Origin of the sequence: Paenibacillus sp. N3.4, from assembly GCF_008017805.1 — a bacterium.
Classification (GTDB): domain Bacteria; phylum Bacillota; class Bacilli; order Paenibacillales; family NBRC-103111; genus Paenibacillus_E.
Map to the genome: position 1 here is coordinate 39,398 of NZ_VRTT01000037.1, position 19,670 is coordinate 59,067.

A 19,670-nucleotide genomic window follows, 5' to 3' on the forward strand; every position below is an offset into this window, starting at 1 on the left:
AGGAGCCTGATAGTATGCTAAGCTACCGCAGTGATCAGGAAAAAGGCTTTGAGAGCGAAATAGGTATCTTACAACAAGCCAAGCAGCAGTCGCTTCTGGACAAGCATCAAACCAATGAATTGCTAACGGATTATCAGAAGCTCATGGCTAGTTACGAGAAGCTTTTGCGAGCAACTAAAAAGATACTGTATATCAGTGATATGCAAGGAATGGCGCTCAAAAGATGCGAAGATGACATCAAGGCGTTATTGAATAATGCAAACCAGGGCTTTATGACCTTTGGGAGAAGCGGCCTTATACACAAACAGTTCAGTCATGCATGTCAGATGCTTTTGAAGCGCAAACCTAATGGTATGCATGTGGCTGAACTGTTGTGGGGAGATTCGGCTAAGACTGAGACGCAAGTGAGACAGATCTTGGAGCGTCTCTTTAAGGAAGAGGATGAAACGCTTAAAGGATCTATCCTAGCTGAGCTTCCTCAGCATGTCGAGGTCCACGAAAGGCATCTCGAGCTTTCCTACAAATGGATTAAGCAAGAGGATGCGGAGACGGACAGCGAGGTCGTTATGCTCGTCATGACGGATGTGACGGATCAACTGCTCTCAAAAGCTAAAGCTGACTATCTCAGCTTTCACGATAGTTTGACAGGCTTATACAACCGAGCTTATGTAGAGTCAATTTTGGCAGAGCTTTTTATTGAGGAACAGCTCCCTGTCAGTATTGTTTTAATGGATATGAATGGACTTAAATTGGCTAATGATGTTTTCGGCCATCAACTTGGTGACCGTCTATTAACACAAGCAGCTTCACTTATTCAAGCATCTTATGGTGAGAAGGCGATTGCGGCTCGCTGGGGCGGCGACGAATTCATTGCCTTATTGCCAAAGACAACGGCCACAGAGTGTGCTGCTTTAATAAGTGAACTTCAAGCCATGTGTCTGCAGCAAGAATCGTATCCAATTCAAGTGAATATGGCGATCGGCAGTGCGACGGTACAACACGTCGGAGATCCCTTTCACCTTTTCTTTAACTTGGCGGAGAAGGAAATGTACAAACATAAACTGATTGAAGGCAAGCATGTTAGGCGAAGCTTGATGGCGAATATAAATCAAGCTATGTATGAACGACAAATTGAAGATCGTAGGCATATTGAGAGGGTTGGACGACTGGCACTCGAGCTGGCTCATTTTATCGGAATTGCACCGTATTCGGCGCAGATGAATACGCTGAAGCTGCTCATTGATTTGCACGATGTCGGTAAAGTGGTGATTCCTCTTCATATTTTATTCCAAGCCGGCCCGTTGTCCGAAGAAGAGTGGGAAGTCATGCGCACACATAGCGAGATCGGTTATCGGATGGCTATTTCGTTAGGTGAACCTGCGCTGGCTGAGGCTATACTTGCTATGCACGAACGATGGGACGGCGGCGGCTATCCTTATGGTCTTCGAGAAAAGCAAATCCCCAAAATATCTCGCTTATTTGCCGTTGTGGACAGCTATGATATTATGATCCATGATCAGGTGTATAAGAAGGCTCTGACACCAGAGGAAGCGCTGCAAGAAATTGCAAAGGGAAGCGGCGGACAATTCGATCCGCGTATGGCGGCAGCATTTCTTGCCTACATGGAGCGAAACAAAGGAGAGGAGACAACGTGCCTAGATTAACGATAAGAGGCTTAAGCGTAGAGCAGATCTGTCTAATCAGTGAAAGTCTGATTGAACAATTATCCGACATTTGCGGCTGTGAAGCCGATGATTTTACGATGGAATGTGTGCAGCATACAGCTGTATTTGGCGGGAAAATCGTACAAGCATTTCCCTTTATTGAAGTAGCTTGGTTCGAGAGAGGCGAGGACATTCGCAATCAAATGGCTGCTGCCATAACGAACCATGTGCTTAATTTGGGCATTGTCGAGATGGAAGTTGCTTTCATTACCTATGCCAAGGATGCTTACTACAGCAATGGGATTTCGTATAAGTGAGGATTGAGATGAATTACTTTGTTTATATTTTAGTTAATAATATTGTTCCGATCAGTATCATGCTTGCGATTGGCGCGGCGATGTATCGTGCGTTCAAAATAGATATAAAAACCCTATCTAAACTTAACTTTTATGTGTTTTCACCTGCACTGGTATTCGTTAAACTTTATGAATCTGAAATGAACTTGCACGTTCTGATGCAGGTTCTCTTATTTTTTGTGTTATTTTTCAGCTTGCTTTTTGCTTTTATTGAACTGGTCATCCGGATAAAAAAGATGCAGCGCAGCATGCGCATTGCCATGCGCAACAGTGTTATTTTCTATAACAGCGCGAATTATGCCATTCCTCTTAATCAAACCGTTTTCGGAGGAAATGCATATACCTTGTCCATTCAAATTGTCATTATGATCATGCAGACATTGATTCCAAATACGTACGGTATTTACACATTAAATGCCCATAAATCATCATGGAAAGCAACGCTCAGAACCATTTTATCCTTGCCCGTCATCTATGCGATTCCAGCTGCTTTATTGCTTCGTTATTTCCATTTGCCAGTTCCGCAATCGATTGATTTGCCGCTGCAGTATATTTCGAATGCTTTCATGGCAACTGCGTTATTGACATTAGGTGTACAACTAGGGGGGATGAAATGGGAGTTTCATTTCTCCAATGTCCTGGTATCCAACCTGCTTAGATTGGCCGTTGGACCTTTGCTTGGCTTTCTGCTTGTTTGGCTGCTCGGAATCGAGGGACTGACAGCCAAGGCGTTAGTACTCTCTTGTGCAGTTCCAACCTCACTAAGTAGTGTGCTGCTTGCCATTGAGTATGAGAACGAGCCGGAATTCTCCTCTCAAGCTGTATTCACATCGACACTTTTCAGTATGTTTACGATTCCTGTTGTCATATTTTTGTTGGATTTTATGTGAACAAAGATGTAATTGGATTTGATTAGCAGGAATTTTAAGATTTCCAAGCGAAATGTTACAGGGAGTAATTAAAAATAAAGGGGGAATTCCTTCATGCGTTATCAATTTTGTCAATATGTTACAATTGTCGACATGAATGAAGAAATTTTATCTGAAGTTCTTTTTGAGCACGGAGAATTTGAGGCGAATGCGTTGTCAGTCGGTTCATCTGTTCTTATTTATCAGCTTGGTTTGAGACAGTTCGATGTTGTCTATGATAAAAGAGAAGGCAAGACCGTTCGTTACAAGATTAATGATATTGAGATTGACCTCATTACTCAGCCTACGGTAACACGGGTTTTCCTAGAGCCTGTTAGGCTTATTGTTGGTCAGCATGACATTGGCGAAGTGGAATAAAACAGACTGTAAGGGTGGAAGGGAAAAAAGATAGCATGATGAAATTATTTATACTGCTGGGCAGCTTAAACGCCTTTCTCTCTGTTGCATTGGGAGCATTTGGCGCGCATTATTTGAAACAAAAGCTAACAGCGGACAAGTTGGAAGTATTCCATACGGGCGTCCAATACCACATGATCCATGCGATTGGACTTATTGTGATTGCTCTTCTAGCGGAGAAGCTGGGCAACAGCTCTTTGGTTAACGCTTCAGGCTGGGCTATCTTCATTGGTATTATCTTGTTCTCAGGCAGTTTATATGCTTTGAGCTTAACGGGACTTAAGTTTTTTGGCCCGATTACTCCACTTGGTGGAGTTAGTTTTCTGGTTGGCTGGGTACTTCTTGCTATTGCTGCACTGAAATAGGAAGGCGGAAAAGAGTCGGGATCATCCGACTCTTTTCTTTAATTTGTGCCCTGAGAGCAGGAAAATGGAAGAGTTATGTAGAACGTATACAAGGACTGATGCAATCATTCTTCCTTACTCGAAAGGATGGGGAGCATGGCTGAGTTCACTGGGAGCCAATCGGAGTCAGAGAAAATCACGGTATCGAAACAAGGGCTGCATGCAAGACATACAAGCGATGTCCTGATTCATCATTCCTTTGGCCATACAACAATAGGTGTGGCTCTCGTAAGTCTGGATGGATATTCTCTTGATCAATGAAACATTCAGTTGAAATGCATGGAAGCTATGATTAGGAGTATCCTCACACTGCTGGAGACACAAGCGATGTTAAGCAATATTCAGTTTGTTGTCAACGCGGAGAATAATCTTCCTCATGTAAGTTGTGAAGAAAATCAACTAAAACAAGCTTTCATTAATCTGATTAAGAATGCGATAGAAGCGATGCCTGATGGCGGACAGATTGATATTGATCTGCGCTCTGAAGGAGCTGACTCCGTGCGCATTGTATTCAAAGATAGAGGGCAGGGCATCGAAAATGATGTACTTGCTAGGTTAGGGGAGCCCTTCTACACAACGAAGGAAAAAGGCACTGGACTGGGTATCATGATTACATATAAGATCATAGAAGATCATCGTGGTCACTTAGTAGTTGAAAGTAAAGTGGGAGAAGGAACAGTTGTTAGTGTGACGCTTCCTAGTGCCTATGAGTGAGCAGTAAGGGGAGGCTAATTTGTGAAAAATCGGCTATCTATAGGCGGATATTTGTTGATTGTCATATTCGGAAGCCTATACTTTCAGCCGTATGCCGTGTGGCTTTGTATACTTGCCTCACTCATGCTGCTTTTTTTCCTGAGCTGGAAGGGTGAACATAAGGAACCGCTAACGGTGGAAACGGCGCAGGATCAAGCTCATCTTAGTGTGCTGGATTCCTTGTTTGAGCATAACCCGAATGCCATCGGCATATTTGATCAAGAAGGCACATTTATTCGAATCAACTTAGCGGCGGAAACCATTCTTGGTTATACGGCATCAGAGCTTATGCATCAACCTTTTATCAGCTTTGTTACACCCGAATATGTGAAGACGACTTTAGGTGGCATGGAACAAGTCAGGGGCGGGACTCCGATTACTTTTGAAACGGCCATTCTTCATAAGACCGGATATCGGGTAGACTTGAATATTACTGCCGTTCCTGTTGATTTACAGCCGACTTCAAAAGGAAGCATTTTGATTTGCCAAGACATCACAGAACGTAAGCGCGGGGATGAGCAGGTTCGTTACATGGCTTATTATGATGATATGACTGGTCTTCCAAATCGTCGTATGTTCAAAGACCACTTGAATGAAACCTTAACAGCATCCAAAGCAATCGGTCAAAAATTAGCTGTCTTTTATTTGGATATTGATAGATTCAAGCTCGTTAATGATAGTTTTGGTCATGATTACGGAAATATGCTTTTGCTGCAATTAGCAGAAAGATTTACACGCTGCATCACCGAAAACGATTTTCTTGCTCGTACCGAAGGAGACGAATTCGCCTTTTTCTATACAAATGCAGCAGATTCTAATGATGTCATTACCATCATAGCATCGATTAACCGTGTTCTAGAAAAGCCTTTTATATTGGAGCAGTACGAGCTGCATGTTACCGCAAGTATCGGGGTTGCAATATCCTCAGATGATGAAGAGGGTATAGAAGATGCAGAAATGCTAATGAAATATGCGGATATTGCACTAGCTAGAGCCAAAGAGAAGGGGCGCAACGATTTTCAAATATTTAATACAGATATGAAACTGGTTTCGATTAATCGGCTCAAATTGGAGAACGAACTTCGAAGAGCAATTGCCAGTGAAGAATTTACACTGTATTATCAACCGCAAGTAGAGATTGAGACGGGACAAATCGTCGGTGTTGAGGCTTTGATCCGTTGGAATCATCCGGAAAAAGGACTGATTTCCCCCAATCATTTCATTCCGTTCGCTGAAGAAACCGGATTAATCGTACCGATCGGCGAATGGGTGTTGCGCGCCGCTTGCAAGCAGAACAAGGCGTGGCAAAATTCAGGCTTCCCTAAGATGCCTATTTCTGTGAATTTATCTATGCGACAGTTTTTCCAGTATAACCTCAAAGGGAAAATTAGTCGTGTGCTGGAGCAGACAGGACTGGAGCCTCAGTATCTGGAATTGGAAATTACCGAAAGCATGACGATGGATGTAGACCATGCCATTCAGTCTCTTTTGGAGCTTAAGAAGCTAGGCGTGCACGTCAGCATTGATGATTTTGGGACAGGCTATAGTTCCTTATATTATTTGAAAAAATTTCCCATTGATAAGCTGAAAATAGACCGTTCCTTCGTTCGTGATATTATGGTGGACCCGAATGACGCAGCCATTGTTGCTACGATTATCGCGATGACTCATCATCTAAACTTGAAAGTGATTGCCGAGGGAGTAGAGACTGAGGATCAGCTTCATTTCCTACATGAGAACCGTTGTTACGAGGTGCAGGGATTTTGGTTTAGTCCGCCGGTGGATGCTGTTCAATTAGAAAGCATGCTTCTCACGGGGATTCGTACGGCTGTCTCAAAAGAATGACAATAAGAGGGTATCCCGTTTGACTCGGGATACCCTCTTATTGTTATTTAGAATGCTACATAATCGTCAATCTCATTTAATTTAAATAAGTATACCTTCTTCTCATCCACATGATAAACGGTCACATGCTGACTGCTGTTATCATAATTTAGAATACGGCATGGGAGACTCAGCTTAATTCCTTTTGCTTTTATGACAGTTAATCGAATGAGTGTATTATGCAATTTGTAGCTTTCCAACTGCTCAATAATTTTCGTCGAAGCTGCATCATTCTGCTTTGTCACAGAAGCTGCAGAAGCGGGTAAAGCTGTGGTGTTTTTTTTGTTAAAATCTATTGAGGAATCTCTCTCTTTTGTCGTGTTGACTTCAATCAATTTGCCAAGATCAATCCCTTTATTAATTCGATAATCTTTCACGATATCCACATTTAAAAGGTGAAGGAGCTTCTCCATGGCAAGGCCATTCGTAGCTTCCTCAATCAGAATCTCAACCGTAAATAAATGTCCGCCTGCACTTGTGTTTGTTTTATTCTGACTCATACGGCCTCCTTGCAGCCCATAAATTGCCCTCATCACTAACTATATCATGATATCCTGTTCAAACATAGCGAACCTCGCATGATTTTCGGAAATGCTCATGTTTGGAATAAATTTATTCAGTAAGGGTCAGGTTAATGGACACCTACATCAGAAGCGCGTAGAATAATCATCACATACATACCGTGAAAAAAACCTAAGAAATATAGGAATGATAACAAAAGTTAAACAAGAAGCCAGTCGTGATAATGAAGCTATACATACAGAATAAATGAGATCAAATAAACAACTAGGGAAAGACAAGGAGATTATTTAACATGTCTAAGAAGCTTGCAAACTTGTATTTATTTTGTGAAAACAACAAAGAAAGTTCCAAACAATTAAAGATCACCAGCTATGCGAATGGTATCGTTGTTACCCAGCTTCCTTGCGAGTTATTCAGCCTGGAGATCGCACCATTTGAGACATTGGATGTCATCATAGATAACGGTCAAAGGGTATTGTCGTTCATGATTCAAGATTGTTCGATTACATATGATAATAAAATTGCGACAGTCATACACTTAGAAAAAATGTACCTTACCTTTGAATTTACGGAGTGAAAATTAATTAAAATAGATCAGGATTATCTGAATTTTTTCAAAAATAAAAGACGGATAGGAGCAGAAATCCTATGGATAATTCAGAAGCAAAAGAGGAACTGTCACTAAGGCTACACGAAGCAGAACTAGAATTAAAAGCTGCTGAAGAGGAATATGACATATTCTTAAAACAATTAGTTGCCTATAGAAAAACAATAGATGAGCATAAAGAGAGCATTTCGATGATTAAATCTAGGATGGTAATACCTCAGATACAATAAAATTATTTCTCTAAGACCGACACTGTAGGTATGATGAAAAATGAACCTTTATGATTTCCCGAAATTCTGCTCATATCAAACATAGAACCCGTCCCGTCCAAGCATAATTTAGAGGCATACATACGATAGCAAGGTAATAACAATGCTTGAAAGAAGGTAGGTGTGGGGATATGGGATATGAAGGCGGAGCAGGCTATGGTAACTCAGCAGCGATTTTAGTTCTCTTTATTTTATTAGTTATCATTACAGTAACTTTTGCTTATTAATAATTGATCTTTCCAAGCACCTTCTTTTCGGGGTGCTTTTTATTTTGGCTTATAAGGAAACCAAGCAGAGTCTTTATAACAGCTTGTACATAGCACATACGGAGTCAGGCATAATCCATACGATCTCACAAATTAGAACAAAAAAGTTTTTGTGGCGATTCATCAGAACAACGTGATCAGGTTTACTCTTGGAACTGTCCCTTCAATAATATAATTATTAACATCGCGGCTTCATTTTTTTGTATTTCCTCAATTGGCGCTCGTTTGAATTTATTCTGGGGATGTTTGTATTTACTTCCATCGTTCGACACATGTAAAATATTCCTTATGAACTACATAGGTAGTTTAGTTGCTGGGTTAACTTAAAGAGTAAACCGCAAGGTAAATAAGGGGTAAATTCATGCATTAGGAAATGGGGGCTAAGGAATGAATCAAATCAATCTCTATGTGGAAGTTAATATTCTAACATTAGATCATGATCTAGGCGAGGATCAGCAAGGAAAAGAACTCCTAAACGAAATACATTTTGAAGAACAAATTCAAAAAAGAGGTGGGTTCATTGTCATCAAGTGAAGAGTTAAAGAGAAAACAAGAAGAAGCAAGAAATGAATTCTATAAATCGTCATCTAGTTACTCACAACAAAAAACAAGCCATAGATCTAATAGTTCTAGCAATTATGGCACAAATGAAAATCAAATATCAAAAATAATAAAATACATTGGATATATTGAGATTTTAGCAGGTTTGCTAATCGGATTTATCTTAGGCAACCAAGCCACTAATTTCTCGTGGGTCGTGGCTATCACTTGGTGGTGTTCTGGTTTTGTTGCTGGTATGTTATTTGTAGGATTTCCGAGATAATAAGGTTACTCGATGAAATGAATCGAAAAACAAAATCTTCTTGATATATAGAGGATAATTCGACCATTTCCTAACTTGAAGTGTTTTTATTATTACAACATTAAGAGAGTCTTCTAAAAAGGTATTAGAAAAATTATTGTCAATAATGACTGACTTTCATAAGGAGGAGATTTATTAATGGACAAATGGGAGTATAAAATACATGCTATGAGGCTAAGTATGTCTGAGTTAGAAGTAGATATTTACCTGTATGAGGACAGGCTCAATGAATTTGGTTCTGAAGGTTGGGAATTGGTAACTAGTTTTAACCGTTGGGAAAAAGGGCTTCTAGTAGAGCTCGTGAGCACCTTAAAGAGAAGAGTTCAGTGAAGAAATGAAAATTTTCTTGCCATATCTTCAAGTATTAAACTTAACACAATCTCATTTTCTTAAGCACGGAAGGAGCAGCAATGAAACTCATCTTTCTTGCTTTTTTGGTAATCAATTTTGGGATTATTATTCGTTCAGTATTTTTTGGTTACAGGATGAGGGAAACGTTAATAATGGGGATTGTTTTAAATCCTTTCTTTTTAGGTTTATATTATTTTAAATATGGATTCTCTATTCTTGTACTACTGTTTACGCTAATGTTTATGTTACTTTACTCCGCATTTTTGCTCCTTATTAAGAAAAAGGGTTAAAATGGAAAGGAATTAACTCAATCACCTAAGAGAGTCGTTTCATATCTCTTAGTGGAGATAGAATGAGCAGCCGCGACAAATCACTTAAACAATTTTGACTAAAGCAATAATAGATTTTAATTATATACAACACGAGAGGGTTGCAGATGATAATGGATGAATCGGTTAAACTTTCAATTGGTGGTTCCTACGTTTTTGCGCCAGATAATTTAAGAAAAACTAAAAATCGTGGGAGAAGATGTACTATTCTATCTTTTGAGTTTGATAAGCTATCTGATCAAGTGAAAGTTAGTGTTGTATATCATGATACAAATAGACAATCATTGGTTGAGATAAGTGATTTAAAGGAAATTAGTGATTAGAACAATATTTTATGAGGAATGTGATATGAAATTGTTCATTTGATTCTTTAGCTGAAGGATTTATTGTATATGAAGCAAAAAATGGTCAAGAGGCTTTGAATCATATTCTAAATATTTGCCTCATATTGTACTCCTTGATATAAAAATGCCCAAGATGGATGGGGACGAAGTGCTTGTTGGTGTTAGTGAGTGTAGAGGCCGCTGGGAATATTTACATAAAGAGAGTTGCAGATGTTTTGAATACAACTATTGAAAGGCATGTTTCATTGAAAGTTAGACAGAATATAGCAAATTGAGAGGTGTTTAAAAATCAAGCATCGCTTATCATTTTTCTTAGTTGTTATGTTCTTTTTCTTATCTGGATGTGCTGGTTTAGGGGACTTTGACGTAAAACTACCGAATAGCCTAAGTGTAGTTAGAACCTCTGCTCATCAAGTTACGATATCTCCTCAGACAAGCGAATCAAGCTGGGGAGCTCCGTTGATTCCTGCGAAGGTTGTTCAAGTAGCATGGGACGAAAAATATATCCTTGTCAAGCAGTTAAGTCTAAAAGCTGATCCAAAAAGCACTAATGGATATGAAATTCCAGATGAATCTAAAGTTAGCTACTGGATAATAGATTCAGATTCTAGAGTAATCGGCCCAATGGATGAAGGAGATTTTAATTTAAAGAAGAAGGAACTCGAAATTTCTGAAGATGTGAAATTAAAAGATGTTCGTAGTTACCAGTCTTGAAGAATTGTAAGTTTTAATGGGGAGTTATCTCTGTTTCTAATGGGAATATATTTGATTAACATTATATTAACCTAACTTCTCTTGTACTGGAGAGGCTTTTTTGTTTAGAATAAAGGTATACATCGGAGGTGTTTGGAGTGATCGAAAAATACCCGTTGCAAAAAGAACCTGATAAAACTATGTTTGTTTTTGAGAAGAATGGCAAGTTTTATGGACATATAGTAAAGAACAAGACAGAAAAATCAGTTGCAAAACTTGTGTTTGAAACAGTGAAATATGAATCAGTTGAATTACTGAAAAGCGAATATCCTCCTCAAGATAGTATTGGAAATTAAATATAGGATTTTATTAAACCTTCCCTCACATGGAGGTTTTTTTTCTGTGAATGATTTTAGCAAGATAAGCCTACATATACGATGTATCTTAACGCTTGCGTAATTTACCCTCCAGGTTGAAGGTCAACTAGATTTTTATATTCAAAGAGCAAAGATAAAGCTTTCAATTTCCGCAGAAAATCCTTTATCTTCCTCAAATATTAATTCAATTGTAAGTTTACTAGTATCAAAATTATGATATTTATCCAAATAAATAGCCGTAGCGTCTACAATATCCTGTTCCGACAGTTAGCAATAAACACACAAGCAGCATCAATGAGGTCTTGTTCATTTAATAAAATTTTCATTGTTTTCTCCCTTTTAATTTTTGGAACAAATGTGTGTTACTTTCATATAAGTAGATACTATGATAATTGCCAATTCACATTTCTTCGTTCTTGAATTGCAAAGAGAACACCAGAATGGGGCTAGCAAAAAGTCCTACGGATAGAGAATATAAGACGTTGGCTACCCAATCAGGCATCACACCCCAATACATTAACGCATGCACGGGGGAACACTGCACAACGCAAACATTTAGCGAGATGTGAAACTTTTTAACATTGTCACACCGTACTAGCAGAGGGCGCATATACTACCCTAAGACTGCGAAGAGGAGCTGTGCAGAGCATGATGCGCGTAGAACCCATTCTCCTTGAAGGACATACAGCAATTGCCATCGAAGTGAAGCTGCCCAAGACAACGCTGCTGGTTGTAACGACGGATAAAGGATATATCATGTGCGGAGCCTTGGATGTGGCGCTGCTGAATGAGCGACTGAGGGATCGGAATATCGTTGCCGCCAGAGCAACGGGGGTGCGAACCATTGAAGAGCTTCTCGAGGCTCCGTTGAGTCGGTGACGCATACGGCGGAAGATTTGGGTATTGTAGCGGGAATGACGGGTAGGGAAGCTATTCTGAAAATGATGTAGCCGCATGTTAACGAACGGAATCAGAACGCTTGGGATCTTAGGATCTCAGCGTTTTTATTTTTTCTAACGAATTCCTTTATTTTCCTGTATGCATATAAGCTTTCTAGCGTTGTTATTTAATTGACCAAGTGTTAAAATATGATTCGTTATCACACAGCTAGGGGGAACATACATTGAAAAAAACGATGGTATTGGCATTTGCTCTTGTTTTAATTATTGCATTAACGGGTTGTGGCGCGAAGGAAAGCGCTGGTACGAAGTACAAATTTGCCACAGATGCAGCTTATGCGCCTATGGAGTACATGGATAAAGACAAGCTGACAGGCTTTGATATTGATTTCTTGGGTGAAGTCATGAAAGAGGCAGGACTGCCATTTGAAGTTGCACATACGGGTTGGGAAACGATGTTAACCAGCGTAAAACAAGGCAGTGAATATAAAGGCGGTATTGCCAGCATCTCGATCACCGATGAACGTAAACAATCTTATGATTTCTCGATGCCTTATTTCGAATCCGTTAACATGATTTTGGTCAAAGAAGGCAGCACAATTAAGAACGCCACGGATTTGAAAGACAAAAAAGTCGCTGTGCAAATTTCGACGACAGCAGATATCCTGATGAGTAAAATCATGGGTGCGGACAACAAATCCTTGAAAAGATTAGATAATAACACACTTGCTTTTATGGAACTAGATAATAACGGCGTAGATGCGGTTGTTGCAGATATTGCCATCATTCGTGAATATGTAAAAAATAATCCGAAGAAAAAAATCGTCGCGATTGCTGACCCGCAAAACTTCGAATCTGAATATTATGGCATTTTATTGCCAAAAGGCAGTGAGTTGAAAACGAAGCTAGATGCATCCATTAAGAAAGTGATAGAGAACGGAACGTATAGCAACGTGTACAAAAAATGGTTTGGACAAGAGCCAGATACGAAAAAATTACTCGAACAAAAATAATAGGATGCTAGCATGCGGGAATATAACCATACGCATGCTTTTGTTCTGTAAATGGAAACAAAAAAAGAAAGGAAGTGTGGGATGGATTTTCGTTTTGATATCATTATTGAGTATTTGCCTTTGCTATTAAAAGGCACGCTATGGACCATTGGCATTTCGATTCTTTCCATCTTATTTGGTTCTATCCTTGGTCTGATTGTAGGATTGGGGAAAATGTCTCATCGTGCTTACTTCAGATGGCCAACAAGTATGTACGTCAATTTTTTGCGTGGCACGCCCTTGCTGGTACAAATTTTACTCGTGCACTTCGGTGTCGTCCCCTTATTACTAGGAACAACAAATGCTATTCTGGCATCTATTATTGCGCTATCCTTGAATTCGGCCGCTTATATGGCTGAAATTTTCAGAGCCGGCATTCAGTCCATCGATAATGGACAAACAGAGGCATCGCACTCGCTTGGCATGACTCAATTTCAAACGATGAGATTTGTTATCCTGCCGCAAGCCATTAAACGGATGATTCCCTCATTCGGCAACGAGTTCATCGTTCTAATTAAGGATTCCTCCTTATTCGCTATCATTGCTGCACCAGAACTGATGTATTGGTCCAATGCAATGAGAAGCCAGTATTTTAAAGTATGGGAGCCTTATTTGACAGCAGCCCTTATTTATTTCATTCTCACTTACTCTCTAAGCAAGCTGCTTGCTTATCTGGAAAGGAAAGTGTAGAGCTATGACCGCTATGATCGAAGTTAGAAATTTAAAAAAATCGTTTGGAGACAACATCGTCCTGCGCGATATTAGTACCGATATACAGAATCAAGAGGTTTTGGTGGTAATCGGACCTTCAGGCTCAGGGAAATCGACTTTTCTTCGTTGTCTGAACCTGTTGGAGCAGCCGGACAGCGGGACTATCCTGATTGAAGGGAAGTCTATTATGGATCCGTCGAATAAAATTAATGAGATCCGCATGGAGCTCGGTATGGTATTTCAGCGGTTCCATTTGTTCCCTCACATGAAGGTCATTGATAACATCACTTTAGCTCCCATTCAAGTGAGGAAATGGCCGGTGGATAAAGCGCGTAAAAAAGCGCTGGAGCTTCTGGAAAAGGTAGGGCTTGCAGATAAAGCGGAAGCGATGCCGGACTCCCTATCAGGCGGGCAATCCCAACGGGTGGCTATCGCAAGAGCACTGGCGATGGAGCCTAAGATTATGCTGTTCGATGAGCCTACTTCTGCACTTGATCCCGAAATGGTTGGCGAAGTGCTGGCTGTGATGAAACAGTTGGCCAAAGAGGGAATGACGATGGTCGTCGTTACTCATGAAATGGGCTTTGCACGCGAGGTGGGAGATCGGGTGATGTTTATGGAGCAAGGTGTTATTGTGGAGCAAGGCACGCCTGAGCATATTTTTGAGCAGGCCAAACAAGAGCGGACAAAAGCCTTTTTATCTAAAGTACTTTAATACACACTAGATTTTAACCATAAAAGTAGAGGGGATCGCAGGCCGATGCTCTCTTTTTTGTATCTTTTTTCCATGCTAGCTTTATAATGAAGATAACTAAGACATATAACTCGTAGGTGACTTATGCCATCGCTGCTCATTCATTTTTTAAACCGCTTTCAATTTCGTGTTTTCCTTTACTTGCTGCTTGTGATATCGATCCCTCTGCTTATTACCTTTTATGTAGGGGATCAGATGAGCACGGCATATAAGGAAAAGGAACTCTTGCTCTCCGTAGATCAAAGGCATGATCAACTGCTTTTTGAAATCAATCAAGAGCTCCGTCATGCTTCAGAAGTGACACATCGGAATGTGGTTGATCGTGCCATTAACAGTTACGCTAAATGGAGAGCAACAGCGGAATCCAAAGAATATCAAGAACTGAAAGCGTATGCCAATCAACTGCTGTATGAACAGACGATTCAAAATCGCTACGTAGAGCAAGTTTGTTTGATGTTGACCGGGACGAGTCGAACGCTATGTTCCCAAAGCGGAGATGGGATGGCGGCCATGGAAACGAGCGTCAAAGGCCCTTATCGAAGCTTCGAGCCGGTGGGAACTGAGAATCGTACATTTAACGGCAGTTATATGCTCACTTATACGGAACCGATTATAGATATCACGAACAATCAAGAACTAGGGACTTTAACCATGTGGTTGAACATGAGCAAGCTATGGAAATCCTTATCGATCATGCATCCATCGTTGTCCTATGTGTTGACAGCTTCGAACAAAACGGTCATTTTTCGATCTGGAGCCTATAACAGTACAGAAATTCAAGGCTTTGAGCGTGCAGATGTCCGCATGAATACGGAAGGCAAGGCGTTTCATTCTTTAAAATATATAGATATCCCAGGAGGCCATACATGGACTTCTTATTTCGAAGCTTCAATATCAAAGTCAGACTCCATTTTTCCACGTTATCGAACATGGGTGGCTGCTCTGTTTATTTTTGTTATCGTGCTTTCTTTGGGAAGCTCATATCTTTTCAGTCATTATGTTTCGAAGCCTTTGAACATGCTGAAAGCGCTTATGAATCGAGCGGAGAGAGGAGATCTCAGGGCATATTGGACAGCCAAGAGCTCCGTGGCGTGGATGCAGCTTGGGGATAGCTACAATCAGATGCTGAATCGTGTGGAGGATTTGATCAAACAGGTCAAGAGAGAAGAATCCTTGAAGAAAGAAGCAGAGATGGAAGCGCTCCATTATCAACTGAATCCTCATTTTCTTTATAATACACTCAACACGATTAAGTGGGTTGCCAAAATACATAAAACCCCTCAAATTTCTGAAGTTGTAAGTGCATTAGTTCGTTTATTGCAAGCAAGCCTAGGGAAAAAGGGAGAGTTTATTACACTGCGCGAGGAAATAGGCTTAACCCGGGATTATATGGAGATTCAAAAGTTTCGCTATGGAGATCGTATTCAAATTGTCACAGAGCTAGATGAGCTAACGCTTGGTTGTTTGGTTCCCAGAATGCTTTTGCAGCCATTAGTGGAGAATGCCATTATTCATGGTATCGAACCTAGCAAAGGAGAGGGAATCATCACGATACGCACGTGGCTGGATAGAGACCTCTTATTTTGCCAAGTGGATGACAATGGTGTAGGGATGCAAGTAGAGGAAGGCAGTTCGGGTTGGACGGCAATATCGATAGGTGGGGGGACCTCATCTGGGCCCATACTTAGGGAACGAATGAGTGGGATCGGAATAACTCATATTCGCGAGAAGATCAAGCTGTACTATGGACCTGAATACAAAATGCATATTGGAAGTAAGCCGGGAGAAGGAACGACCATTCGGATGTCGCTCCCGATTCATCATGGTGAGGAGTGGGGCAAATGAATGTGCTTGTCGTGGATGACGAACCCATTATTCGTTTAGGATTACGTACGTTGGTAGAGTGGGAAGAGCATGGCTTCACCTATATGGGGGATGCGGAAGATGGCATAGAGGCTTGCAAGCTTGTTGAGACATTGGACATTGATATTGTCATAACCGACCTGATCATGCCGCGCATGGATGGTTTATCTCTCATTCGTAAGCTAAAAGATCGAGTGAAGCCAATGAGTATCATCGTGCTCAGTTGTATGGACGATTTTACTTATGTGAAGGAAGCGATGAAGCTTGGAGCCAAAGATTATATTCTCAAGCCCACGATGGAGCCCGAAACTTTGCTTGATACACTGCAGGGTGTGAAACAGGAATTAGAGCTGCTGCGACATGAGCAATCGGCTCAGCAGAATTGGCAGCGCGAGCTAGCCTCTACCAAACAGACTCAGCTTTCTAATCGGCTGCAGGCCTATTTGCAGACGGGGCTTGGCGCGCAAGAGCTGGAGGCAGATTTATTCGGCAGCTACGCGGAAGTGCGCAGCGACTTGGGTGAAGGCAGCAGCTTAATCAGCCTGCTGCTGCACGCCGGCAGCGCCAGTGACTGGCGCTGGACCGGCTGCTTGGCGGCGCTGCCGCTCGCCGCCGACAGCGTGCTGCTGCTCGTTCCGGCAGCAGCGGAAGACGCCGCCGAAGCGAGCGGCGTCTATGCCGCAGCCGCGGCGCTTCAGCGCGCCGCGGAGGTCCGGCTCGCGCACGCGCCGGACTGGTTCGTCGGAGCCGGCAGGGTACTGAGCCGGCTCGCGCACGTGAAACCTGCCGCGGCGATGCACGCGCGGCAGCTTCAGGAGCGATTCTACGGCGAAAGCCGGAATCGCCTTGTGCTGCATGCGCCGGAGGCAGCCAGCATGCAAAGTCCATCGCTGCCGTACGAAGTTCGCAGCGATCTGCTTCGCTGTATCGCGCACGATAACAGCGAAGGGTACTTGCATCAGGCGGAGGCGCTATGCCGCATATTGAAAGAGCAGCGCCCAGAGAAGGAAAAGGTACTTTCCTTCATGCAGGAATTGCTGGCGCTGGCCGCTGGTTATGCTCGCGAACGCGGCTATCCCGCGATCGAACAGTACGAAGAACGCTTCGTTCATAGCCGGGCTATCTATGGCTGTAGTCGTTTGGATCAGGTGAGGGAGCTGCTTCTGCAAGCCTTGAACATGCTTTGTGAGAATCGATTTTCCCTAGGCAATGAGCATATGCTTCGCTCCCAAAACGTGTTCATCCGCAAAGTTTTGGCTTATATGATGGAGCAGTATGCTTCTCCGATCAGTACGCTCGATATGGCAGCGCATGTCAAGCTAAGCCGCAGTTATTTAAGTGATTTGTACAGTAAAGAAATGGGAGAATCCCTGATTGAGACACTGACACGGATTCGAATGGAAGAAGCCAAGCGACGATTGCGAGATGGCAATATGAAGGTTTACGAAGTGGCCGATGCTGTCGGGTTCCCCGATGCCAAAACGTTCGCCAAAACGTTTAAACGTATGATTGGCTGTTCGCCCAAAGAGTTTGTGTAGTGCTTCTAAAAGATCGAACAAATAGACACCTTTTCCAACAAAGGCGGTCTATTTTTTTATGGGATAAAGTTTTACATTTAGATATAGTTGCATTTCCATAATTAGGAGGAAAGATGAGATGCTCTCGTTTCAGAGGAATGAAATCCAAGTGCCGATGGTGCAAGCCATTGGGGTCACACGCGTATTTGGGAAAGGCTCGGGAGCGGTTCATGCTTTGCGCGGAGCTGATTTATCAATCCCGAGAGGTAGATTGGTTGCGCTGCGCGGGCGTTCCGGGTCGGGAAAGACAACGCTGCTCAATATTCTAGGTGCCTTGGATCACCCTTCGGAGGGAGCCGTTTATTTGGAAGGCATAGAGATCAGCAGTTTATCGGAAACCAAACGCAATGAGATAAGGCGAAAGCAGATTGGACTGATTTTTCAATCTTTTGCCTTGGTCCCCTATATGTCGGCTTATGAAAATGTAGAATTCGGCTTGCGAATCTCCGGTATTCATCCTAATCACTACCAAGTTTTGGCGGAAGAGGCGCTGGATTTTGTGGGTTTAAAGCCAAGAATGAAGCATCGTCCTTATGAGCTCTCAGGTGGCGAGCAGCAGCGGGTGGCAATTGCCAGAGCCATTGCCCACAAGCCCAAGCTGATCTTGGCAGATGAACCAACGGCTGAGTTGGACAGCCGAATGGGTCTGCAAGTACTAAAGTTGTTCAAGGATTTGGTGCAGGAGGGTATGACCATTATTTTGACCACACATGATCTGGCCATTATGGAAATTGTAGATGAAGTGTATGCATTGGAGGATGGTACCATTGTCGATGAAGGTTAATAAGCATGCTGTCCGGCTCATTCTGATAACGGGCGCTACGTTACTGCTAGCGGGCTGCACACTGCTGCCCAAAGAAGAAGAGGCACTAAAACCCCCGTTAATCAAGCCTGTGAAAGAAAACTTCGAACTCTACGAGGTGAAAAAAGGGAACATTACGAGGAAAGTGAATGTGTCAGGGACATTTAGGTCCAGTCGAACAACGAATTACTACTACAAAGAATCAGGACAAAGATTAGCAGCGTTGAAAGTTAAGCTTGGGGATACGGTTAAGCCAGGAGATATACTGGCTGAATTGGAAGTAGGGGACATTGAAACCCGATTAGCCATTCAAAAGTTAAATGTAGAAAAAGCACAAATTGCGAGCATGCAGGCGCAGCAAGCTGATCCTGGCCAAGAGCTGACGCTTCGAATAAAAAAGATTGATATTGAAGCAGCACAGCTTCAACTTTCTGCGCTTCAAACCCAATTGGAGAAGACGAAGCTGAAAGCAGCAACCGGGGGTGTCGTCACTTATGTGACAGAAGCGAAGCAGGGAAGTTTGATCGATGCTTTTCAGTCGCTTGTCACGTTATCTGACCCGACAGAGGTACAGCTGGTCTATGAATCAGGTGATATCAATTCGTTATTCGGCATTGAGGTCGGCATGAAAGTCGAAGTCAAGCTGAATAACTCAGCAACTATCATTGAGGGTAAAGTTCTGCAAACGCCCTCAAGCGCTCCTTCTACGGATAATAAAGCGCAAGCCGAGAGAAATACCAAGACGATCATCGTTGGAGTTCCCAAGGAAACCGAAGGCGCCCAAATCGGGGCGTATGGCGATATGACCATCATTGTAGAGAAGCGGGATAATGTCATTATCATTCCGAGATCAGGGCTGCGCAGCTATTTAGGCAGAGATTACGTACAAGTATTGAACGGTGAAAGCCGCAAGGAAATCGATGTTGAAAAAGGACTTGTCACGCCGACGGAAGTGGAAATTCGAACTGGGCTAAATGAGGGCCAGCATGTTATTTTAAATAACTAG

The 19,670-nt window shown here is 42.1% G+C and carries 26 protein-coding genes and 2 pseudogenes; 25 read left to right on the forward strand and 3 right to left on the reverse strand.

The window, feature by feature from the left end; all coding sequences use genetic code 11:
- Positions 1-14: 14 nt before the first annotated feature.
- The 8 genes from FU659_RS18935 to FU659_RS18965 all read left to right on the forward strand — a co-directional run bounded on the left by FU659_RS18935 (position 15) and on the right by FU659_RS18965 (position 6,347).
- A complete protein-coding gene (locus FU659_RS18935) occupies positions 15-1,664 on the forward strand; it encodes a bifunctional diguanylate cyclase/phosphohydrolase (protein ID WP_147948996.1) in 1,650 nt (549 codons plus the stop codon).
- The gene (locus FU659_RS18940; protein ID WP_147948997.1) at positions 1,652-1,981 is read left to right on the forward strand and encodes a DUF1904 family protein; all 330 of its coding nucleotides are present in this window, start codon (positions 1,652-1,654) and stop codon (positions 1,979-1,981) included. The genes FU659_RS18935 and FU659_RS18940 overlap by 13 nt, the downstream gene beginning before the upstream one ends.
- An 8-nt stretch (positions 1,982-1,989) precedes the next feature.
- A complete protein-coding gene (locus FU659_RS18945) occupies positions 1,990-2,910 on the forward strand; it encodes an AEC family transporter (protein WP_147948998.1) in 921 nt (306 codons plus the stop codon).
- Between the two features lie 93 nt (positions 2,911-3,003).
- Positions 3,004-3,306, forward strand: coding sequence for a hypothetical protein (locus FU659_RS18950; protein WP_147948999.1), 303 nt, complete (start codon positions 3,004-3,006; stop codon positions 3,304-3,306).
- 38 nt (positions 3,307-3,344) lie between these two features.
- Positions 3,345-3,710, forward strand: coding sequence for a DUF423 domain-containing protein (locus tag FU659_RS18955; RefSeq protein WP_187274251.1), 366 nt, complete (start codon positions 3,345-3,347; stop codon positions 3,708-3,710).
- A gap of 135 nt (positions 3,711-3,845) precedes the next feature.
- Positions 3,846-4,010 carry a hypothetical protein gene (locus FU659_RS35650; protein WP_187274246.1) on the forward strand — a complete coding sequence of 55 codons (165 nt, stop codon included), beginning with the start codon at positions 3,846-3,848 and terminating at the stop codon, positions 4,008-4,010.
- A 27-nt stretch (positions 4,011-4,037) separates the two neighbouring features.
- Complete coding sequence (locus FU659_RS18960) at positions 4,038-4,463, forward strand: ATP-binding protein (RefSeq protein ID WP_187274247.1); 426 nt, start codon at positions 4,038-4,040, stop codon at positions 4,461-4,463.
- 21 nt (positions 4,464-4,484) lie between these two features.
- Positions 4,485-6,347, forward strand: coding sequence for a putative bifunctional diguanylate cyclase/phosphodiesterase (locus FU659_RS18965; protein ID WP_261807912.1), 1,863 nt, complete (start codon positions 4,485-4,487; stop codon positions 6,345-6,347).
- Between the two features lie 47 nt (positions 6,348-6,394).
- On the opposite strand, the gene FU659_RS18970 is transcribed toward FU659_RS18965, so the two are convergent.
- Positions 6,395-6,886 (reverse strand): hypothetical protein, encoded by a 492-nt coding sequence (locus tag FU659_RS18970; protein ID WP_147949002.1) that lies wholly within the window; start codon positions 6,884-6,886, stop codon positions 6,395-6,397.
- Between the two features lie 314 nt (positions 6,887-7,200).
- Here FU659_RS18970 and FU659_RS18975 point away from each other — a divergent pair, with 314 nt between their 5' ends.
- From FU659_RS18975 to FU659_RS18985, 3 genes are all read left to right on the forward strand, one after another.
- The gene (locus FU659_RS18975; RefSeq protein ID WP_147949003.1) at positions 7,201-7,485 is read left to right on the forward strand and encodes a hypothetical protein; all 285 of its coding nucleotides are present in this window, start codon (positions 7,201-7,203) and stop codon (positions 7,483-7,485) included.
- A gap of 71 nt (positions 7,486-7,556) precedes the next feature.
- Entirely contained in the window at positions 7,557-7,745 is a 189-nt protein-coding gene (locus FU659_RS18980) for a hypothetical protein (protein WP_147949004.1), read from the forward strand.
- A gap of 170 nt (positions 7,746-7,915) precedes the next feature.
- Entirely contained in the window at positions 7,916-8,011 is a 96-nt protein-coding gene (locus FU659_RS18985) for a YjcZ family sporulation protein (RefSeq protein WP_147949005.1), read from the forward strand.
- Between the two features lie 73 nt (positions 8,012-8,084).
- Here the strand turns inward: FU659_RS18985 and FU659_RS18990 are convergent.
- Positions 8,085-8,183, reverse strand: a pseudogene (locus FU659_RS18990) (hypothetical protein); the annotation flags it as partial.
- A 254-nt stretch (positions 8,184-8,437) separates the two neighbouring features.
- Here FU659_RS18990 and FU659_RS35655 point away from each other — a divergent pair.
- The 6 genes from FU659_RS35655 to FU659_RS19015 all read left to right on the forward strand — a co-directional run bounded on the left by FU659_RS35655 (position 8,438) and on the right by FU659_RS19015 (position 10,985).
- A complete protein-coding gene (locus tag FU659_RS35655) occupies positions 8,438-8,584 on the forward strand; it encodes a hypothetical protein (protein ID WP_187274248.1) in 147 nt (48 codons plus the stop codon).
- The gene (locus tag FU659_RS18995; RefSeq protein ID WP_147949007.1) at positions 8,571-8,873 is read left to right on the forward strand and encodes a hypothetical protein; all 303 of its coding nucleotides are present in this window, start codon (positions 8,571-8,573) and stop codon (positions 8,871-8,873) included. Before FU659_RS35655 ends, FU659_RS18995 begins: the two co-directional genes overlap by 14 nt.
- 177 nt (positions 8,874-9,050) lie before the next feature.
- Positions 9,051-9,242: a DUF4177 domain-containing protein gene (locus FU659_RS19000; protein ID WP_147949008.1), complete on the forward strand. Its 192-nt coding sequence runs from the start codon at positions 9,051-9,053 to the stop codon at positions 9,240-9,242.
- Positions 9,243-9,699: 457 nt separating this feature from the next.
- Complete coding sequence (locus FU659_RS19005) at positions 9,700-9,915, forward strand: hypothetical protein (RefSeq protein ID WP_147949009.1); 216 nt, start codon at positions 9,700-9,702, stop codon at positions 9,913-9,915.
- Positions 9,916-10,257: 342 nt separating this feature from the next.
- Complete coding sequence (locus tag FU659_RS19010; RefSeq protein WP_147949010.1) at positions 10,258-10,650, forward strand: DUF3997 domain-containing protein; 393 nt, start codon at positions 10,258-10,260, stop codon at positions 10,648-10,650.
- Positions 10,651-10,787: 137 nt separating this feature from the next.
- On the forward strand, positions 10,788-10,985 hold the full coding sequence (locus FU659_RS19015) for a hypothetical protein (protein WP_147949011.1): 198 nt from the start codon (positions 10,788-10,790) through the stop codon (positions 10,983-10,985).
- A 141-nt stretch (positions 10,986-11,126) separates the two neighbouring features.
- On the opposite strand, the gene FU659_RS38900 is transcribed toward FU659_RS19015, so the two are convergent.
- Complete coding sequence (locus FU659_RS38900) at positions 11,127-11,273, reverse strand: DUF2653 family protein (protein WP_147949030.1); 147 nt, start codon at positions 11,271-11,273, stop codon at positions 11,127-11,129.
- Positions 11,274-11,654: 381 nt separating this feature from the next.
- On the opposite strand from FU659_RS38900, the pseudogene FU659_RS19025 reads away from it, so the two are divergent.
- From FU659_RS19025 to FU659_RS19060, 8 genes and pseudogenes are all read left to right on the forward strand, one after another.
- Positions 11,655-11,956: pseudogene (locus FU659_RS19025) on the forward strand (YunC family protein).
- A gap of 173 nt (positions 11,957-12,129) precedes the next feature.
- Positions 12,130-12,918 carry a basic amino acid ABC transporter substrate-binding protein gene (locus tag FU659_RS19030; RefSeq protein ID WP_261807913.1) on the forward strand — a complete coding sequence of 263 codons (789 nt, stop codon included), beginning with the start codon at positions 12,130-12,132 and terminating at the stop codon, positions 12,916-12,918.
- Positions 12,919-12,999: 81 nt separating this feature from the next.
- The gene (locus tag FU659_RS19035; RefSeq protein ID WP_147949012.1) at positions 13,000-13,647 is read left to right on the forward strand and encodes an amino acid ABC transporter permease; all 648 of its coding nucleotides are present in this window, start codon (positions 13,000-13,002) and stop codon (positions 13,645-13,647) included.
- Between the two features lie 13 nt (positions 13,648-13,660).
- Positions 13,661-14,383, forward strand: a complete 723-nt coding sequence (locus FU659_RS19040; protein ID WP_147949032.1) for an amino acid ABC transporter ATP-binding protein — start codon at positions 13,661-13,663, stop codon at positions 14,381-14,383.
- A 234-nt stretch (positions 14,384-14,617) separates the two neighbouring features.
- Entirely contained in the window at positions 14,618-16,267 is a 1,650-nt protein-coding gene (locus tag FU659_RS19045; RefSeq protein ID WP_187274250.1) for a sensor histidine kinase, read from the forward strand.
- Entirely contained in the window at positions 16,264-17,823 is a 1,560-nt protein-coding gene (locus FU659_RS19050) for a response regulator (protein ID WP_147949014.1), read from the forward strand. Before FU659_RS19045 ends, FU659_RS19050 begins: the two co-directional genes overlap by 4 nt.
- Before the next feature lie 118 nt (positions 17,824-17,941).
- The gene (locus FU659_RS19055) at positions 17,942-18,646 is read left to right on the forward strand and encodes an ABC transporter ATP-binding protein (RefSeq protein ID WP_147949015.1); all 705 of its coding nucleotides are present in this window, start codon (positions 17,942-17,944) and stop codon (positions 18,644-18,646) included.
- Positions 18,636-19,670 carry an efflux RND transporter periplasmic adaptor subunit gene (locus FU659_RS19060; protein WP_147949033.1) on the forward strand — a complete coding sequence of 345 codons (1,035 nt, stop codon included), beginning with the start codon at positions 18,636-18,638 and terminating at the stop codon, positions 19,668-19,670. The genes FU659_RS19055 and FU659_RS19060 overlap by 11 nt, the downstream gene beginning before the upstream one ends.

What these genes read in the sequence shown, in the direction of transcription:
- FU659_RS18935 (WP_147948996.1), top strand. Translation starts at nt 15, where the DNA reads ATGCTAAGCTACCGCAGTGATCAGGAAAAAGGCTTTGAGAGCGAAATA.
- FU659_RS18945 (WP_147948998.1), top strand. Translation starts at nt 1,990, where the DNA reads ATGAATTACTTTGTTTATATTTTAGTTAATAATATTGTTCCGATCAGT.
- FU659_RS18950 (WP_147948999.1), top strand. Translation starts at nt 3,004, where the DNA reads ATGCGTTATCAATTTTGTCAATATGTTACAATTGTCGACATGAATGAA.
- FU659_RS18955 (WP_187274251.1), top strand. Translation starts at nt 3,345, where the DNA reads ATGAAATTATTTATACTGCTGGGCAGCTTAAACGCCTTTCTCTCTGTT.
- FU659_RS35650 (WP_187274246.1), top strand. Translation starts at nt 3,846, where the DNA reads ATGGCTGAGTTCACTGGGAGCCAATCGGAGTCAGAGAAAATCACGGTA.
- FU659_RS18960 (WP_187274247.1), top strand. Translation starts at nt 4,038, where the DNA reads ATGATTAGGAGTATCCTCACACTGCTGGAGACACAAGCGATGTTAAGC.
- FU659_RS18970 (WP_147949002.1), bottom strand. Translation starts at nt 6,886, where the DNA reads ATGAGTCAGAATAAAACAAACACAAGTGCAGGCGGACATTTATTTACG.
- FU659_RS18975 (WP_147949003.1), top strand. Translation starts at nt 7,201, where the DNA reads ATGTCTAAGAAGCTTGCAAACTTGTATTTATTTTGTGAAAACAACAAA.
- FU659_RS18980 (WP_147949004.1), top strand. Translation starts at nt 7,557, where the DNA reads ATGGATAATTCAGAAGCAAAAGAGGAACTGTCACTAAGGCTACACGAA.
- FU659_RS18985 (WP_147949005.1), top strand. Translation starts at nt 7,916, where the DNA reads ATGGGATATGAAGGCGGAGCAGGCTATGGTAACTCAGCAGCGATTTTA.
- FU659_RS35655 (WP_187274248.1), top strand. Translation starts at nt 8,438, where the DNA reads ATGAATCAAATCAATCTCTATGTGGAAGTTAATATTCTAACATTAGAT.
- FU659_RS19000 (WP_147949008.1), top strand. Translation starts at nt 9,051, where the DNA reads ATGGACAAATGGGAGTATAAAATACATGCTATGAGGCTAAGTATGTCT.
- FU659_RS19005 (WP_147949009.1), top strand. Translation starts at nt 9,700, where the DNA reads ATGATAATGGATGAATCGGTTAAACTTTCAATTGGTGGTTCCTACGTT.
- FU659_RS19010 (WP_147949010.1), top strand. Translation starts at nt 10,258, where the DNA reads ATGTTCTTTTTCTTATCTGGATGTGCTGGTTTAGGGGACTTTGACGTA.
- FU659_RS19035 (WP_147949012.1), top strand. Translation starts at nt 13,000, where the DNA reads ATGGATTTTCGTTTTGATATCATTATTGAGTATTTGCCTTTGCTATTA.
- FU659_RS19040 (WP_147949032.1), top strand. Translation starts at nt 13,661, where the DNA reads ATGATCGAAGTTAGAAATTTAAAAAAATCGTTTGGAGACAACATCGTC.
- FU659_RS19045 (WP_187274250.1), top strand. Translation starts at nt 14,618, where the DNA reads ATGAGCACGGCATATAAGGAAAAGGAACTCTTGCTCTCCGTAGATCAA.
- FU659_RS19050 (WP_147949014.1), top strand. Translation starts at nt 16,264, where the DNA reads ATGAATGTGCTTGTCGTGGATGACGAACCCATTATTCGTTTAGGATTA.
- FU659_RS19055 (WP_147949015.1), top strand. Translation starts at nt 17,942, where the DNA reads ATGCTCTCGTTTCAGAGGAATGAAATCCAAGTGCCGATGGTGCAAGCC.
- FU659_RS19060 (WP_147949033.1), top strand. Translation starts at nt 18,636, where the DNA reads ATGAAGGTTAATAAGCATGCTGTCCGGCTCATTCTGATAACGGGCGCT.